Source organism: Marinobacter pelagius (genome assembly GCF_003315345.1).
Taxonomy (GTDB): Bacteria; Pseudomonadota; Gammaproteobacteria; order Pseudomonadales; family Oleiphilaceae; genus Marinobacter; species Marinobacter pelagius_A.
Map to the genome: position 1 here is coordinate 16,344 of NZ_QNRO01000016.1, position 14,056 is coordinate 30,399.

The window sequence follows — 14,056 nt, forward strand, 5'->3', positions numbered from 1 at the left end:
ATACGATCCCAGCTTTAATGCAACTCCGAGTTCAAGGGCACACCCCGCAGCGAATTGGGATAAGCCTCCACAATCTCCACGTCAATAAAATTCCCGACCACTTCCGGATTCTCATGCCGGAAGTTCACAATCCGGTTGTTTTCTGTGCGCCCCGCATACTCCCCGGGATCCTTCTTGGACAGGCCGGTCACCAGGATCCGCTGGGTGGTGCCCACCATCTTGCGGCTGATGTCCATCGCCTGCTGGTTGATCCGCTGCTGCAGGATCGCCAGGCGCTCTTTCTTCACTTCCATGGGCGTCTCATCCGGCAGGTCAGAGGCCGGGGTGCCCGGACGGGCGCTGTAGACGAAGCTGAAGGACACATCGAAGCCGATGTCGTTGATCAGTTTCATGGTGTCCTCGAAATCCTTGTCGGTCTCGCCCGGGAAGCCGACGATGAAGTCGGAGGAGAAACTGATGTCCGGGCGGATCTTGCGCAGGCGGCGGAGCTTGGATTTGTACTCCAGAGCCGTGTGGCCACGCTTCATGGCAGCCAGGATGCGGTCGGAGCCGCTCTGGACCGGCAGGTGCAGGTGGCTGACCAGCTCCGGGACTTTCTCGTAGACGTCGATCAGGGCATCCGAGAATTCCACCGGGTGTGAGGTGGTGTAACGGATGCGGTCGATGCCGTCGATGGTGGCGATCAGTTCGATCAGCTCGGCCAGGTCCATGACGTCGCCATCGTGGGTCTCGCCGCGGTAGGCATTGACGTTCTGGCCCAGCAGGTTCACTTCCCGCACGCCCTGGCCAGCCAGGTGTGCGACCTCGGCGATCACGTCATCCGCCGGACGGCTGACCTCTTCGCCGCGGGTGTAGGGCACGACGCAGAAGGTGCAGTACTTGCTACAGCCTTCCATGATGGATACGAAGGCGGACGGGCCGTCGGCCCCCGGCTCGGGCAGGTTGTCGAATTTCTCGATTTCCGGGAAGCTGACGTCCACCACGCCAACGCCGTTACCTTTCATGCGCACTTCGCTGATCATGTCTGGCAGGCGGTGCAGGGTCTGGGGACCGAACACCATGTCGACGTAGGGCGCGCGGTCGATGATGGCCTGGCCTTCCTGGCTGGCGACGCAGCCGCCGACGCCGATAATCAGTTCGGGCTTTTTGCTCTTGAGGCTTTTCCAGCGGCCAAGCTGGTGGAACACTTTCTCCTGGGCCTTCTCGCGGATGGAGCAGGTGTTCAGCAGCAGGATGTCGGCGTCGTCCGGGCTGTCGGTCACTTCGACCGCTTCGCCGGTTTTGAGCAGGTCTGCCATGCGGGCGGAGTCGTACTCGTTCATCTGGCAGCCGTGGGTTTTGATGTACAGCTTTTTGGCCATGGTTCTCACGTGATCTGGTGGATGTCGCGCCGGGACTGGTGGTTTTCGCGGGGCGCTAGCAAAAAGGAACTGCGTATTATAACGGGGTGATTATTCTTCAACCACCATTGTCTCGGCTTGTCGCTAGTTTTGGTGTGGTATTATTCCCGGCTTGCATAGCTTCGGTGGAGGGAGCGCTTGGGGGACGGCTTTCCAAAACACGCTCCTTCGGCACGTCCCTGTGACGCTTGAGCTCCGCCATCCATGGCTCCGCACAGTTTTGGAAAGCCGTCCCCCAAGCACTCCCCATGCCTCGGAGTTTTCCCGGCCGGATATCTTTGCGCGATCTCCGGCAAGCTGACTCAGACAAACTGAACAAACATGACTCCTGAACGCCTCGCCCGAATCAAACAAACCCTCGACACCCGCCAACCGGATCTCCGGGTACTGACCGATCAGGTCCACAAACCGCGGAACTTGTCGGCGATCATCCGTTCCTGTGACGCGTTTGGCCTGGCCAACATGCACGTGGTCTGGCCTAAGGAAGGCTTCCGGGCATTTCGGAAGACAGCCGGCGGTAGTTACAACTGGGTGACCACCCATACCCATCCGACCATGGACGATGCCGTGGCGGCCCTGAAAGCGCAGGGGCACAAGCTGTATGCGGCTCAGCTATCCGACCGGGCGGTGGATTTCCGGGAGGTGGATTACACGGTGCCGTGTACGGTGATCATGGGTAACGAGGTGGATGGGGTGAGTTCATCCGCCGCGGATCAGGCGGATGAGCATATTGTGATTCCGATGATGGGGATGGTGGAGTCCCTGAACGTGTCTTCGGCCTGCGCCATTATCCTCTCCGAGGCCCAGCGGCAGCGGAAGCTGGCGGGGATGTTCGAGCAGCGGCGGTTGCCGGATGAGGAGTACAACCGCCTGCTGTTCTGCTGGTGCCAGCCCACCGTGAAGCGCTACTGCGACGACCGGAAGCTGCCGTACCCGCCGATTGATCCGGAAACCGGGGAGCTGGTTGACGGGGTAGGGTGGATGAAGGAAGTGCGCAAGCAGCGGCACCCGCACCTGGCGTAACGTCGGGTCTGATGCGACTCAGGGGTCTGATGAAAGCCTTCATCTGACCCCATTTTCAAACCAGACCCCACCGCTAAAACCAGAGCCCGCCGCTAAAAAGGGGTCTGAAGAAAGCGTTCTTCAGACCCCGACCTAACTGCCAAAGCTGCGATACGACTCCGGGGTCTGATGAAAGCTTTCATCTGACCCCATTTTCAAGTTCATACTCCACCGCTAAAAAGGGGTCAGAAGAAAGTGTTCTTCAGACCCCATGTTCACGTTCACCGCCACCTTCACTCCTCCCGAGCCTCCAGATACCGCTGCAACTGCTCCCGCAACGCCTTCGGCAGCCGCGTAATGGTCAGCGCATCCTTGTCCCGGTCGTAATAGACCGCCTGGTTAACCAGGTCCGAGGAAAACGACACACTCATCCCACCACCAGACCCGGCAATACGCACCAGTTTCTTCACCTTACGATGGTCCGGATGCAACACCCCGGTTTCCGGCACTTCAGCATTCTGGCTGGCGAATTCCTTGAATCGCTGGGGCTCGTTCTCATCCAGATACCCGGACAGGGCCTCGATCTCCACCGGTTCGCCCAGGGCGTGCTGTTCCTTGCAGAATTCGTAGGCGCGGGAGCGGACTTCGCCCGCCTTCTCCGGCTCGGAGGTTTTGGCGAAGGCTTCCACGGCGTCGAGGAAGGTCATGGTTTCCTTTTCCACGTCCACGTTGTTGGTGAAGCCGCACAACCGGATGAACAGTTCTCCGGGCTCGCCGGTGCCGCGGCCGTGGACGAGGGTGAGGTAGTTTTCACTGCCGTTTTCGCCCAGCCAGTCATCCAGTTCGATGCGAACGGCCAGGTTCAGGCGTGACAGGCTGAGCACGTCGGTGGCGTCCAGAACCTGGTTGCCGTCAAAGCGCATGGCGCTGTCAGTCTCAAGGATCAGCAGGTAGACCACCTCGGCGTCGGCCAGGGCTTCGTGGACGATCATCAGGTGGCCGTCGAACTCTTCCTGGCAGCCGGTGAGCAGCTCCTGCCACTGGCCGAACAGGCGGTCGGTCATGGCGCCGAAGCTCTGTTTGTCTTCCCGGTAATCCTTGAGCCAGCTGCTGAACGGGCACTCGCCCAGGTCTTCGGAGAAGCGGCCGTACTTTTTACCCGGTTTGCTGTTGAACAGGCGCTTCATCTGTTTGTGCAGGGCCTCGTAATCGCCACCGGGTTCCTGCAGGGCCTCGCCGCTGTTGAGGCGCGCGGGCTGCCCCGGCTGGTACTGGCTGGCAAAGGCGGTGCGTAGGTGTTTGATGGCCATGCGTGTTGTTCCCCGGTTGATGAACGACAAAGCCCCGAGGGCGGTACGCGCTCGGGGCTCTGCATTGTAGCAACTTGATGGAGGAAGCGGTGAGGGTGGTGTGAACTTGGGGTCAGAAGAAGGTTTTCTTCAGACCCCTGAGGGGGCCAGACCCCCGGGACTGCCACCTGGAGCTTGCGGTGAAGTCGGGGTCAGATGAACGCTTTCATCTGACCCCTGTTTAGATCCGCTTACTCCGAACCAGGCCCTGTACCAACTCACTGACCGCCCCCGGAATCTCCTCCGCGGAGTCCGCGCTCACCGCCGCATTGGCAATATCAGTCCCCAGGTTCACGGCAATCGCAACCAGCCCGTGGGCGGTTAGCAACTGCGCCGTCCGGCGGCGCTCGTCGGTGTCTCCGGCATTCTCTTCGCTGAGTACCACGGCCGTCTTACCCTGGTCGAACAGGGCGCGCTCGACCGCCAGGGCCAGCGCCGGTGCCTGCTTGCCGTTGCAGGCAATAATGACAGGCTTCTGGGCCAGGCGACGCTCCCGTTCTTCCGCGGTCACCGGATCCAGGGATTCGGCACCGTCTGCGAGGCCGGCAATCATGCCCGCTCCGACAGTCACGTTGGTCAGGCGGTCGACAACGATGAAGCTGCCGGTGGCATGGTTGCGCTGGTAGGCATCGAAGGCAATCGGCTGGTTCAGGGTCAGTTCGCACAGACCGATCTCATTCAGCGCCAGCTGGCTCGGGCTGGCCTGTTGCTCCAGGGTGTTCACGTCGGTCTGGTGGTGGATCTTCTTGACCGTCCCGGAGGTGAACGTTGGGCCGAGCTTGATGTCATACAGGCGCCCGGTTTCCAGCGGCGCGTCGGTCATCCACACGATGTTGGCATTGAACCGATTGGCCACTTCCGGCTCGTATTCCACCTGCACCAGCATGTCGCCCCGGCTGACGTCGATCTCGTCTTCCAGGGTCAGGGTGACGGCCTGGTCGATATAGGCCTCCTCGAGCTTGCCATCGAAGGTCACAATCTCCTTTACCTTGCTCGTACGCCTGGACGGCAGGGCCATGACCTTGTCGCCCGGGCGGATAACGCCGGAGGCGATGGTGCCGCAGAAGCCCCGGAAATCGAGGTCTGGGCGGTTGACGTACTGGACCGGGAAGCGGAAATGCTCCAGGTTCTTGTCCCGGGAGACTTCGACGGTTTCCAGGATTTCCATCAGGGGCTGGCCGGTGAACCAGGGCGTGTTCTCGCTCTTGTTCACCACGTTGTCGCCTTCCAGGGCGGAAATCGGTACGAAACGGATGTCCTTCAGTCCCAGTTTGGCGGCAAAGGCCAGGTAGTTGTCCTTGATTTCGTTGAACCGCTCCTCACTGAAATCCACCAGGTCCATCTTGTTCACCGCCACGACGATGTGCCGGATGCCGAGCAGGGAGGCGATGTAGGAATGCCGACGGGTCTGGGTAAGTACCCCGTAGCGGGCGTCGATCATCAGGATCGCCAGTTGCGCGGTGGACGCACCGGTGGCCATGTTGCGGGTGTACTGCTCATGGCCCGGGGTGTCGGCGATGATGAACTTGCGCTTATCGGTGGAGAAATAGCGATAGGCGACATCAATGGTGATGCCCTGTTCCCGCTCGGCCTGCAGGCCGTCCACCAGCAGGGCAAGGTCCAGTTTTTCGCCGGTTGTGCCCATCTTCGCGCTGTCGCTCTTCAGGCTGGCCATGTGATCTTCGTAGATCATCTTGGTGTCGTGCAGCAGGCGCCCGATCAGGGTACTCTTGCCGTCATCGACGCTGCCGCAGGTGAGCAGGCGCAGCAGTTCCTTGTTTTCGTGCTGTTTCAGATAGGCCTGGATGTCTTCGGCGATAAGATCTGAGGTGTGAGACATGCTTGGAACCCTTTTGGGTAAAGTCGGGGTCAGATGAAAACGTTCATCTGACCCCATTTTCATTTCAACTCCGGGATCTGAAGAACTCGTTCTTCTGACCCCATCTTCATGGCTGCAACTCGGAGTCCGGCGCTAACTCGGGGTCAGAAGAACCAGTTCTTCAGACCCCTGGGGTCGGATCAGGCGCTAAGTCTGTGTCAGATGAAGGCTTTCATCTGACCCCATGTTCAACTCCTAGAAGTAGCCTTCCCGCTTCTTCTGCTCCATCGACCCGGCGGAGTCATGGTCGATGACCCGGCCCTGGCGCTCGGAACTGGTGGCCAGCAGCATCTCCTGGATGATCTCCGGCAGGGTGTCTGCTTCGGATTCAATGGCGCCGGTCAGCGGGTAGCAGCCGAGGGTGCGGAAGCGCACCGATTTCATCATCGGCTCTTCACCTTCCTTCAGGGGCATGCGGTCGTCGTCCACCATGATCAGCGTGCCGTCGCGTTCCACCACCGGCCGCTTGGCGGCGTAATACAGGGGTACGATCTCGATGTTCTCCAGGTAGATGTACTGCCAGATATCCAGCTCGGTCCAGTTGGAGAGCGGGAATACACGGATGCTTTCGCCCTTGTTGATCTTGCCGTTGTAGATGTTCCACAGCTCGGGACGCTGGTTCTTTGGGTCCCAGCGGTGATGTTCATCCCGGAAAGAATACACCCGCTCCTTGGCACGGGATTTCTCCTCATCCCGGCGGGCACCACCGAACGCGGCATCGAACTTGTACTTGTCCAGGGCCTGCTTCAGGGACTGGGTCTTCATCACATCGGTGTGCTTGGCGCTGCCGTGGGTGAACGGGCCGATGCCCTGCTTCACACCTTCCTCGTTGATGTGCACGATCAGGTCGAGGCCATACTCCTTCACCTTGCGATCCCGGAACTCGATCATGTCCCGGAATTTCCAGGTGGTGTCCACGTGCATCAGGGGGAAGGGGGGCTTGCCCGGATAGAACGCCTTGCGGGCCAGGTGCAGCATCACGGCGGAGTCTTTCCCGATCGAGTAGAGCATCACCGGGTTATCAAACTCGGCGGCCACTTCCCGGATAATGTGGATGCTTTCCGCTTCCAGCTGTTTCAGGTGCGTGAGGTTATATGTGGTCATGATCATCCATTGCCGACGCAGGGCATAGGTGGCTGTGCAGTTACGTTCTGCAACTATAACAAGCCGGCAATGGCATAAAAAGAAGTGCAACTAGAATATCAAGCTATAAAAATATAGCGTTCATCCGTGCCTTGCGTGGTCCGGAATGGTGCCCTCAAGCCTCTGCAGGCTTGCGGCTGTCGGCCAGGAGTTTCGAGACGTAGCGGTCCAGGTAGTCGAAACCGTTACCTTCGAATTCGGCGAACTGGATGCCGAGATGGAATTCATCCCGCGCAATCCGGCGCATGTTGACGATGCTGCCTTCGGCAATCACGGAAACCGGTTGGGTGGGCAATACAGGTACGGCGAACCGGGTTTTTACCGGAATCCAGTGTCCCGGAGCGGGCACTTTCCGGTCGGGTATGAGCTGCTTTACGGTTTCTTCAGTGCAGGAAATCATCACGCCGCTGCGGGAGAGGTTGGCGACCGAGCAGGTGAGGCATTCACCATCAGGTTTTTCAATGGTGATATCCGTAGAGACATCAACGCGCTGCTGGTTGCGCAGGTTGGGTTTTGCGGCTGTTGTTTTCATTCTTACTCTTCTGGCCTGATTGGTCTTAAAAGAGGCTGCCTTTCCCATAAAATCCTTCCAGAAAAAACACTTAAGCGCTCAAGATTCTATGTGTTTAAAATGTGAACAGCAAGACGCCTGGCGCAAATCTTGACAGATTTGTGAAATCGTTCTGCGCTCGACGTCAAAATTCTGGCACCGGATCCGTAGATTCCACCGGCCCGGCTGCAGTCCGGCGCTGTCGTGGGGTAAACTACGCGCTTTCATTCATTGCAGGGGCGATATACCGCTCCGGGAATTCCTGTAGACGCTATGACCGACAAAACTGAAACAGCCGCTGCCGGCGGCAAAGTAGGCTTCATCAGCCTTGGTTGCCCGAAAGCCCTGGTGGACTCCGAGCGCATCCTGACCCAGCTTCGCCTGGACGGCTACGATGTGGTGCCCACCTACGACGATGCCGATATTGTCGTCGTCAACACCTGCGGCTTCATCGACGCGGCCAAGCAGGAATCCCTGGACGCCATCGGCGAGGCCATCAACGAAAACGGCAAGGTCATCGTCACCGGCTGCATGGGTGTGGAAGCGGACAAGATCCGCGAAACCCACCCCGGCGTGCTGGCCGTGTCCGGCCCCCATGCCTACGAAGAAGTCGTCGGCGCCGTCCACCAGTACGTGCCCCCGAAGAAAGAACACGACCCCTTCGTGGAGCTGGTTCCGCCCCAGGGCATCAAGCTGACTCCGCGGCATTATGCCTACCTGAAGATTTCCGAAGGCTGTAACCATCGGTGCACCTTCTGCATCATCCCGTCCATGCGCGGCGACCTGGTCAGCCGCCCGATCGGTGACGTGATGGACGAAGCCAAGCGCCTGGTGGATGCCGGCGTCAAGGAGTTGTTGGTCATCTCCCAGGACACCTCCGCCTACGGCGTGGATATCAAGTACCGCACCGGCTTCTGGCAGGGCCGCCCGCTCAAGACCAAAATGCAGGCCCTGTGCGAAGCCCTGGGTGAGCTGGGCGTCTGGGTACGCCTGCACTACGTTTACCCCTACCCGCACGTCGACGACATCATCCCGCTGATGGCCGAAGGCAAAATCCTGCCGTACCTGGACATCCCGTTCCAGCACGCCAGCCCGAAAGTCCTCAAGGCCATGAAACGTCCGGCCCACGACAGCAAGACTCTGGAGCGCATCAGGAAGTGGCGGGAAATCTGCCCGGAACTGACCATCCGCTCCACCTTCATCGTCGGCTTCCCGGGCGAAACCGAGGAAGACTTCCAGTACCTGCTGGACTGGCTGGACGAAGCCCAGCTCGACCGCGTGGGCGCGTTCACCTACAGTCCGGTGGAAGGTGCCAAAGCCAACGAGCTGGAAGGTGCGGTCCCGGAGGAAGTAAAGGAAGAGCGTCTGGCCCGTTTCATGGCCAAGCAGGCCGAGATTTCAGCAGCGAGGCTGCAGGCCAAGATCGGCAAGACCATCGACGTTCTCATCGACGAAGTGGACGAGGAAGGTGCCATCGGTCGTTCCAAGGCGGATGCGCCGGAGATTGACGGCATGGTTTACCTCAACGGCGAAACCGACCTGGTTCCTGGTCAAATCGTTCAGGCCGTTGTCGAGCATGCTGATGAGCACGATCTGTGGGGTCGGCTTGTTTGATTGGTTTTGACTTGGGCTCCTAGCCTTTCGGGCTGGGAGTTCACGCACGGGTGGGGACGGCTTTCCAAAACACGCTCCTTGCGGCACGTCCCTGTGACGCTTGGGCTCCGCCATCCATGGCTCCGCACAGTTTTGGAAAGCCGTCCCCACCCGCGCTGATCTGGGCGACGGGCATAGTCAGGCCGGCAGTGTCAGAAATATTCGCGATTGTCCGGGGCCTTGGCAGGAGGCTTCTCCCAAAAATGTTGAAGGCCAGGGATGGCCTGAAACAAGCGCACATGGACGTGCTCGTAGCGGTTTTTGGGAGAAGCCTCTTGCCAAGGCCTCCCCCCAAACCAAAAGGCTAGGGCCGCAACAAAAAGCCACGACCCAGAGCCAACGGTTTACCCCCCAAGCTTCTTAACAAGAATCTCGTTAAAGAGCTTCGGGTTCCCCTGGCCTTTGGAAGCCTTCATCAGGGGCCCCATAAAGCCACCAAGCATCTTCTTGCGCTTCTTGGGATCTTCCTCATTCTGGTATTGCGCCACTTGATCCGGCATGCCCGCCAGAACCTCGTCTACCATGGCCTCCAGGGCACCGGTGTCAGACACCTGCTTCAGGCCCTTGGCATCGATGATGGCATCCACATTGTCATTCTCGCCGGTCCACAGCGCCTCGAACACCTTCTTGGCGCCGGCAGACGACACCGTGTTATCGGCAATGCGCACCACCAGATCGCCCAGCTGCGCGCCGGTGATCGGTGATTCGGCCACGGACTTATCCTCGGCCTTCAGACGGGCAGAAAACTCGCCCTGGATCCAGTTGGCCGCCAGTTTTGCGTCCTTACCATGTGCAGCAGCTTCCTCGAAGAACGCAGCCAGCTTCGCGTCACCGGAGAGCAGGCCGGCGTCGTAGTCGTTCAGACCATACTGTTCCTTGAAGCGGGCCTTGCGGGCGTCCGGCAGTTCCGGCAGGCGGCTGCGGGCGTCTTCGATGAAGTCGTCGTCAATGACCACCGGCAGCAGGTCCGGGCAGGGGAAGTAACGGTAGTCGTTGGCTTCCTCCTTGGTCCGCATGGAGCGTGACTCGTCCCGGTCACCGTTGTACAGGCGGGTTTCCTGGATGATGCGGCCGCCGTCTTCCAGGATGTCCATCTGCCGCTCCACTTCGTGGGCGATGGCCTGTTCCATGAACCGGAAGGAGTTCAGGTTCTTGGTTTCGGTCCGGGTGCCGAGCTGGTCCGAGCCCTTGGGCTTCAGGGAGATGTTGACGTCGAACCGCATGGAGCCCTGGGACATGTCGCCGTCACAGATGCCCAGTGAGGTCACAAGGCTGTGCAGCTTTTTCGCGAATGCCACCGCTTCCTCGGCGCTGTTCATGTCCGGTTCGGTGACCACCTCGATCAGCGGAGTGCCGGCCCGGTTCAGGTCGATGCCGGACATGCCGTGGTAGTCCTCGTGCAGGGACTTGCCGGCGTCCTCTTCCAAGTGGGCGTGGTGGATGCGCACACGCTTGGTCTCACCGTTCGCCAGATCGACGTCGACGTAACCCGGGCCAACAATCGGCTGCTCCAGCTGGGTGGTCTGGTAGCCCTTGGGCAGATCCGGGTAGAAGTAGTTCTTCCGCTCGAACATGGAGCGGCGGCCGATTTCGGCGTTCACGGCCAGACCGAACATCACCGCATAGCGGAAGGCGTTCTCGTTCGGTACCGGCAGGGTGCCCGGCATAGCCAGGTCAACGGCGTTGGCCTGGGTGTTGGGCTCGGCACCGTAAGCGGTGCTGGAGCCGGAAAAGATCTTGGTCTTGGTGGCGAGCTGAACGTGAATTTCCAGCCCGATCACGATATCCCACTGCATGTGTTCGTCTCCTCTCTCGGGCTTATTTCGGTTCACGCTGGTGCCAGTCGGTCACCTGCTGGAACTGGTGGGCGGCATTCAGCAGCCGGGCCTCGGCGAAGTAGTCGCCGATAATCTGCAGGCCAACCGGCAAGCCGTCGACAAACCCGGCCGGCACCGACATGGCCGGCAGGCCCGCGAGGTTGATCGCGATGGTGAAAATGTCCTCCAGGTACATGGTCACCGGATCGTTCGTCTTTTCACCCTGGATGAAGGCTGGAGACGGGGAGGTGGGGCTCATCAGCACATCCACTTCCTTGAAGGCATTGGCGAAATCCTGCTGGATCAGCCGCCGTACCTTCTGGGCCTTCAGGTAATAGGCATCGTAGTAACCGTGGGAGAGGGCATAGGTGCCCACCAGGATCCGCCGCTTCACCTCCGCCCCGAAACCTTCGGCGCGGGTGCGGGTATACATATCCATCAGATCCTTCGGGTCCTCGCAGCGATAGCCGTAACGAACACCGTCAAACCGGGACAGGTTGGCCGAAGCCTCCGCCGGCGCGATCACATAATAAGCCGCAATCGCCAGCTTCGCGTTCGGCAGGGACACTTCCTTCACCGTCGCGCCCAGCTTCTCGTATTCCTTCACCGCATTACGAACCTGCTCTTCCATGGCCGGAGACAGCTGATCCGTGAAGTACTCCTTCGGCAGACCGATCTTCAGGCCTTTCAACGGTTCGTTCAGGGTCGCAGTGTAATCGGGCACCTCGCGATCGATGGACGTGGAATCCTTCGGATCAAACCCCGCCATAACGTTCAGCATCAGCGCATTATCTTCTGCGCTCCTGGCGATAGTACCGCCCTGATCCAGGGACGAGGCAAAGGCAATCATGCCGTACCGGGACACCCGACCATAGGTCGGCTTCAGGCCCGTCACGCCACACAGCGCCGCCGGCTGACGAATCGAACCGCCGGTATCAGTTGCCGTAGCCGCCGGCACCAGACGCGCCGCGACCGCTGCCGCCGAGCCGCCGGACGAACCACCCGGTACCCGCTTCTGCCCGGAAGACAGGCCCCACGGGTTGGTCACCGCACCAAAATAGCTGGACTCGTTGGACGAGCCCATGGCGAACTCGTCCATATTGGTCTTACCCAGACACACCGCACCCGCTTGCCGGAACCGCGCCGTCACCGTCGCATCGTACGGCGGCACGAAATTCTCCAGCATCTTCGAGCCACAGGTGGTGCGAACCCCGTTGGTGCAGAAAATATCCTTGTGGGCAAAAGGCACCCCGGTCCAGGCCGTCGCCTTGCCAGCCGCCCGCATCTCGTCAGCGGCCTTGGCCTCGGCCAGCGCCTGCTCTTCGGTGATGGTAATAAAGCTGTTGTACTTGCCGTCCTCCTGTTTCAGACGGTCCAGGAACTGCCGGGTCAGCTCCACACTGGAAATCTTGCCACTCTCCAGCTCGCGGGAAAGCTCTGCTACAGACTTGTTATGCATGATGAATCCTGAAATCGCTGGTCGTCAGATAGTCCGATGATTGGTTCCCGTCCGGGCTCACTCAATAACCTTCGGAACCAGATACAGACCGTCCTCGGTCGCCGGCGCGATCGCCTGGAACGCTTCCCGCTGATTCGTCTCGGTCACCTCATCCGGCCGCAACCGCTGGACCGCATCGAGTGGGTGTGCCATCGGTTCCACGGAATCGGTATCCGCGGCACTCAGCTGATCCACCAGATCCAGGATATTACCCAGATCCTTCTCCAGCGCCGAAACCTGCTCGTCGTCCACTTTGATGCGGGCGAGCACGGCAACTTTTTCAATGTCCTCGCGGGAAATGCTCACATTGCCTCCCAGATAAATGAAAACAATTTAATAAAATTGAGTGGTGTGATGCGGCCACCCGGTAACCGGGGGGCGCTTGGGGCAGGGCTTCCCAAAACTGTTGAGGGCCATGGACGGCCCGAAACAAGCGCACATGGACGTGCTCGTAGCGTGTTTTGGGAAGCCCTGCCCCAAGTGCCCCTGCACCGAAACCCGAATACCTGCACCCAAGCCAAAAGAGTAAGCCCGATATGGTAACAGATTCGAACAATCGCGGGAGGGCCTGAAACAATTCGGAAAATGTGACAATGGTAAGGCTGGGGCCCCGATGGCGCCTTGCCTGAGTAGGTGCTCACTGCTAAAGTTGCCGCATTCTTTTCGCAACCGCAACTCTCAGGTTGAAACTACACGAATGTTGATCAAAAGACTCCGAGGCATCTTCTCCAGCGACCTGTCCATCGACCTGGGCACCGCGAACACCCTTATATATGTGCGAGAGCGGGGTATCGTCCTGAACGAGCCATCCGTGGTTGCCATCCGCACGAGTGGTTCCCAGAAAATGGTCGCCGCCGTCGGCTCCGAAGCCAAGCGCATGCTCGGCCGTACACCGGGCAACATCACCGCCATACGCCCCATGAAAGATGGTGTGATCGCCGACTTCGTCGTCACCGAAAAAATGCTCCAGCACTTCATCCACAAAGTGCACGAGAACAGCTTCATCACCCCGAGCCCGCGAGTGCTCGTGTGTGTGCCCAGCAAATCCACCCAGGTGGAACGCAAGGCCATCCGTGAATCCGCACTCGGCGCCGGTGCCCGGGAAGTATTCCTGATCGAAGAGCCCATGGCCGCCGCCATCGGTGCCGGCCTGCCGGTCGAAGAAGCCAGTGGCTCCATGATTGTTGATATCGGCGGTGGCACCACCGAAATCGCCATTATTTCTCTCAACGGCATCGTCTACGCCGAATCCGTACGGGTCGGTGGTGACAAGTTCGACGAAGCCATCGTCACCTACGTGCGCCGCAACTACGGCAGCCTGATCGGTGACTCCACCGCCGAGCGCATCAAACACGAGATCGGCTGTGCCTACGAAGGCCTGGAAGTCCGCGAGATCGACGTGCGCGGCCGCAACCTGGCCGAAGGCGTACCCCGGGCCTTCACCCTGAACAGCGAAGAGATCCTCGACGCGCTGCAGGAATCTTTGGCCCAGATCGTTCAGACCGTCAAAAGCGCCCTGGAGCAGTCACCGCCTGAACTGGCCTCCGACATCGCCGAGCGCGGCATTGTGCTGACCGGTGGTGGTGCCCTGCTGCGCGGCCTGGACAAACTCATCAGTGAAGAGACCGGTCTGCCGGTGATCATCGCCGAAGACCCGCTGACCTGCGTCGCCCGCGGTGGCGGTAAGGCACTGGAAGTCATTGATCGCGGTGGCATCGGAATGTTCTCCCAGGAGGGCTAAGCCCGTGGGGAGGACTGGCCATTA

The 14,056-nt window shown here is 59.9% G+C and carries 11 protein-coding genes; 3 read left to right on the forward strand and 8 right to left on the reverse strand.

The annotated features are described in order from the left end of the window. Positions 1 to 14: 14 nt before the first annotated feature. Positions 15 to 1,361: a tRNA (N6-isopentenyl adenosine(37)-C2)-methylthiotransferase MiaB gene (miaB, locus tag DET50_RS13590; RefSeq protein WP_113863383.1), complete on the reverse strand. Its 1,347-nt coding sequence runs from the start codon at positions 1,359 to 1,361 to the stop codon at positions 15 to 17. A gap of 360 nt (positions 1,362 to 1,721) precedes the next feature. Here miaB and trmH point away from each other — a divergent pair, with 360 nt between their 5' ends. Then, positions 1,722 to 2,423, forward strand: coding sequence for a tRNA (guanosine(18)-2'-O)-methyltransferase TrmH (gene trmH, locus DET50_RS13595; RefSeq protein WP_113863384.1), 702 nt, complete (start codon positions 1,722 to 1,724; stop codon positions 2,421 to 2,423). Between the two features lie 272 nt (positions 2,424 to 2,695). Here the strand turns inward: trmH and DET50_RS13600 are convergent, their stop codons facing one another. The 4 genes from DET50_RS13600 to DET50_RS13615 all read right to left on the reverse strand — a co-directional run bounded on the left by DET50_RS13600 (position 2,696) and on the right by DET50_RS13615 (position 7,305). Then, the gene (locus tag DET50_RS13600; protein ID WP_113863385.1) at positions 2,696 to 3,712 is read right to left on the reverse strand and encodes a nucleoid-associated protein; all 1,017 of its coding nucleotides are present in this window, start codon (positions 3,710 to 3,712) and stop codon (positions 2,696 to 2,698) included. 220 nt (positions 3,713 to 3,932) lie between these two features. Further along, the gene (cysN, locus tag DET50_RS13605; protein ID WP_113863386.1) at positions 3,933 to 5,591 is read right to left on the reverse strand and encodes a sulfate adenylyltransferase subunit CysN; all 1,659 of its coding nucleotides are present in this window, start codon (positions 5,589 to 5,591) and stop codon (positions 3,933 to 3,935) included. 234 nt (positions 5,592 to 5,825) lie between these two features. Continuing rightward, complete coding sequence (cysD, locus tag DET50_RS13610; protein ID WP_404932745.1) at positions 5,826 to 6,740, reverse strand: sulfate adenylyltransferase subunit CysD; 915 nt, start codon at positions 6,738 to 6,740, stop codon at positions 5,826 to 5,828. 148 nt (positions 6,741 to 6,888) lie between these two features. Then, positions 6,889 to 7,305 carry a PilZ domain-containing protein gene (locus DET50_RS13615; RefSeq protein ID WP_113863388.1) on the reverse strand — a complete coding sequence of 139 codons (417 nt, stop codon included), beginning with the start codon at positions 7,303 to 7,305 and terminating at the stop codon, positions 6,889 to 6,891. A gap of 291 nt (positions 7,306 to 7,596) precedes the next feature. On the opposite strand from DET50_RS13615, the gene rimO reads away from it, so the two are divergent. Then, a complete protein-coding gene (gene rimO / locus DET50_RS13620; RefSeq protein ID WP_113863389.1) occupies positions 7,597 to 8,937 on the forward strand; it encodes a 30S ribosomal protein S12 methylthiotransferase RimO in 1,341 nt (446 codons plus the stop codon). Between the two features lie 383 nt (positions 8,938 to 9,320). Here rimO and gatB read toward each other — a convergent pair whose 3' ends face one another. Genes gatB through gatC form a run of 3 tightly spaced genes read right to left on the reverse strand, consistent with a single transcriptional unit; the run spans position 9,321 to position 12,597 of the window. Further along, the gene (gatB, locus tag DET50_RS13625) at positions 9,321 to 10,772 is read right to left on the reverse strand and encodes an Asp-tRNA(Asn)/Glu-tRNA(Gln) amidotransferase subunit GatB (RefSeq protein WP_113863390.1); all 1,452 of its coding nucleotides are present in this window, start codon (positions 10,770 to 10,772) and stop codon (positions 9,321 to 9,323) included. 22 nt (positions 10,773 to 10,794) lie between these two features. Continuing rightward, positions 10,795 to 12,252 (reverse strand): Asp-tRNA(Asn)/Glu-tRNA(Gln) amidotransferase subunit GatA, encoded by a 1,458-nt coding sequence (gene gatA / locus DET50_RS13630; protein ID WP_113863391.1) that lies wholly within the window; start codon positions 12,250 to 12,252, stop codon positions 10,795 to 10,797. A gap of 57 nt (positions 12,253 to 12,309) precedes the next feature. Further along, positions 12,310 to 12,597, reverse strand: coding sequence for an Asp-tRNA(Asn)/Glu-tRNA(Gln) amidotransferase subunit GatC (gene gatC, locus DET50_RS13635; protein ID WP_092000994.1), 288 nt, complete (start codon positions 12,595 to 12,597; stop codon positions 12,310 to 12,312). A 394-nt stretch (positions 12,598 to 12,991) separates the two neighbouring features. On the opposite strand from gatC, the gene DET50_RS13640 reads away from it, so the two are divergent. Continuing rightward, positions 12,992 to 14,032 (forward strand): rod shape-determining protein, encoded by a 1,041-nt coding sequence (locus DET50_RS13640; RefSeq protein WP_092002175.1) that lies wholly within the window; start codon positions 12,992 to 12,994, stop codon positions 14,030 to 14,032. Positions 14,033 to 14,056 lie beyond the last annotated feature (24 nt).

Excerpts from the sequence above, each read along its gene's own strand:
- gatB (WP_113863390.1), bottom strand. The coding sequence starts at position 10,772 with ATGCAGTGGGATATCGTGATCGGGCTGGAAATTCACGTTCAGCTCGCC.
- trmH (WP_113863384.1), top strand. The coding sequence starts at position 1,722 with ATGACTCCTGAACGCCTCGCCCGAATCAAACAAACCCTCGACACCCGC.
- rimO (WP_113863389.1), top strand. The coding sequence starts at position 7,597 with ATGACCGACAAAACTGAAACAGCCGCTGCCGGCGGCAAAGTAGGCTTC.
- cysD (WP_404932745.1), bottom strand. The coding sequence starts at position 6,740 with ATGATCATGACCACATATAACCTCACGCACCTGAAACAGCTGGAAGCG.
- miaB (WP_113863383.1), bottom strand. The coding sequence starts at position 1,361 with ATGGCCAAAAAGCTGTACATCAAAACCCACGGCTGCCAGATGAACGAG.
- DET50_RS13600 (WP_113863385.1), bottom strand. The coding sequence starts at position 3,712 with ATGGCCATCAAACACCTACGCACCGCCTTTGCCAGCCAGTACCAGCCG.
- gatA (WP_113863391.1), bottom strand. The coding sequence starts at position 12,252 with ATGCATAACAAGTCTGTAGCAGAGCTTTCCCGCGAGCTGGAGAGTGGC.
- cysN (WP_113863386.1), bottom strand. The coding sequence starts at position 5,591 with ATGTCTCACACCTCAGATCTTATCGCCGAAGACATCCAGGCCTATCTG.
- DET50_RS13615 (WP_113863388.1), bottom strand. The coding sequence starts at position 7,305 with ATGAAAACAACAGCCGCAAAACCCAACCTGCGCAACCAGCAGCGCGTT.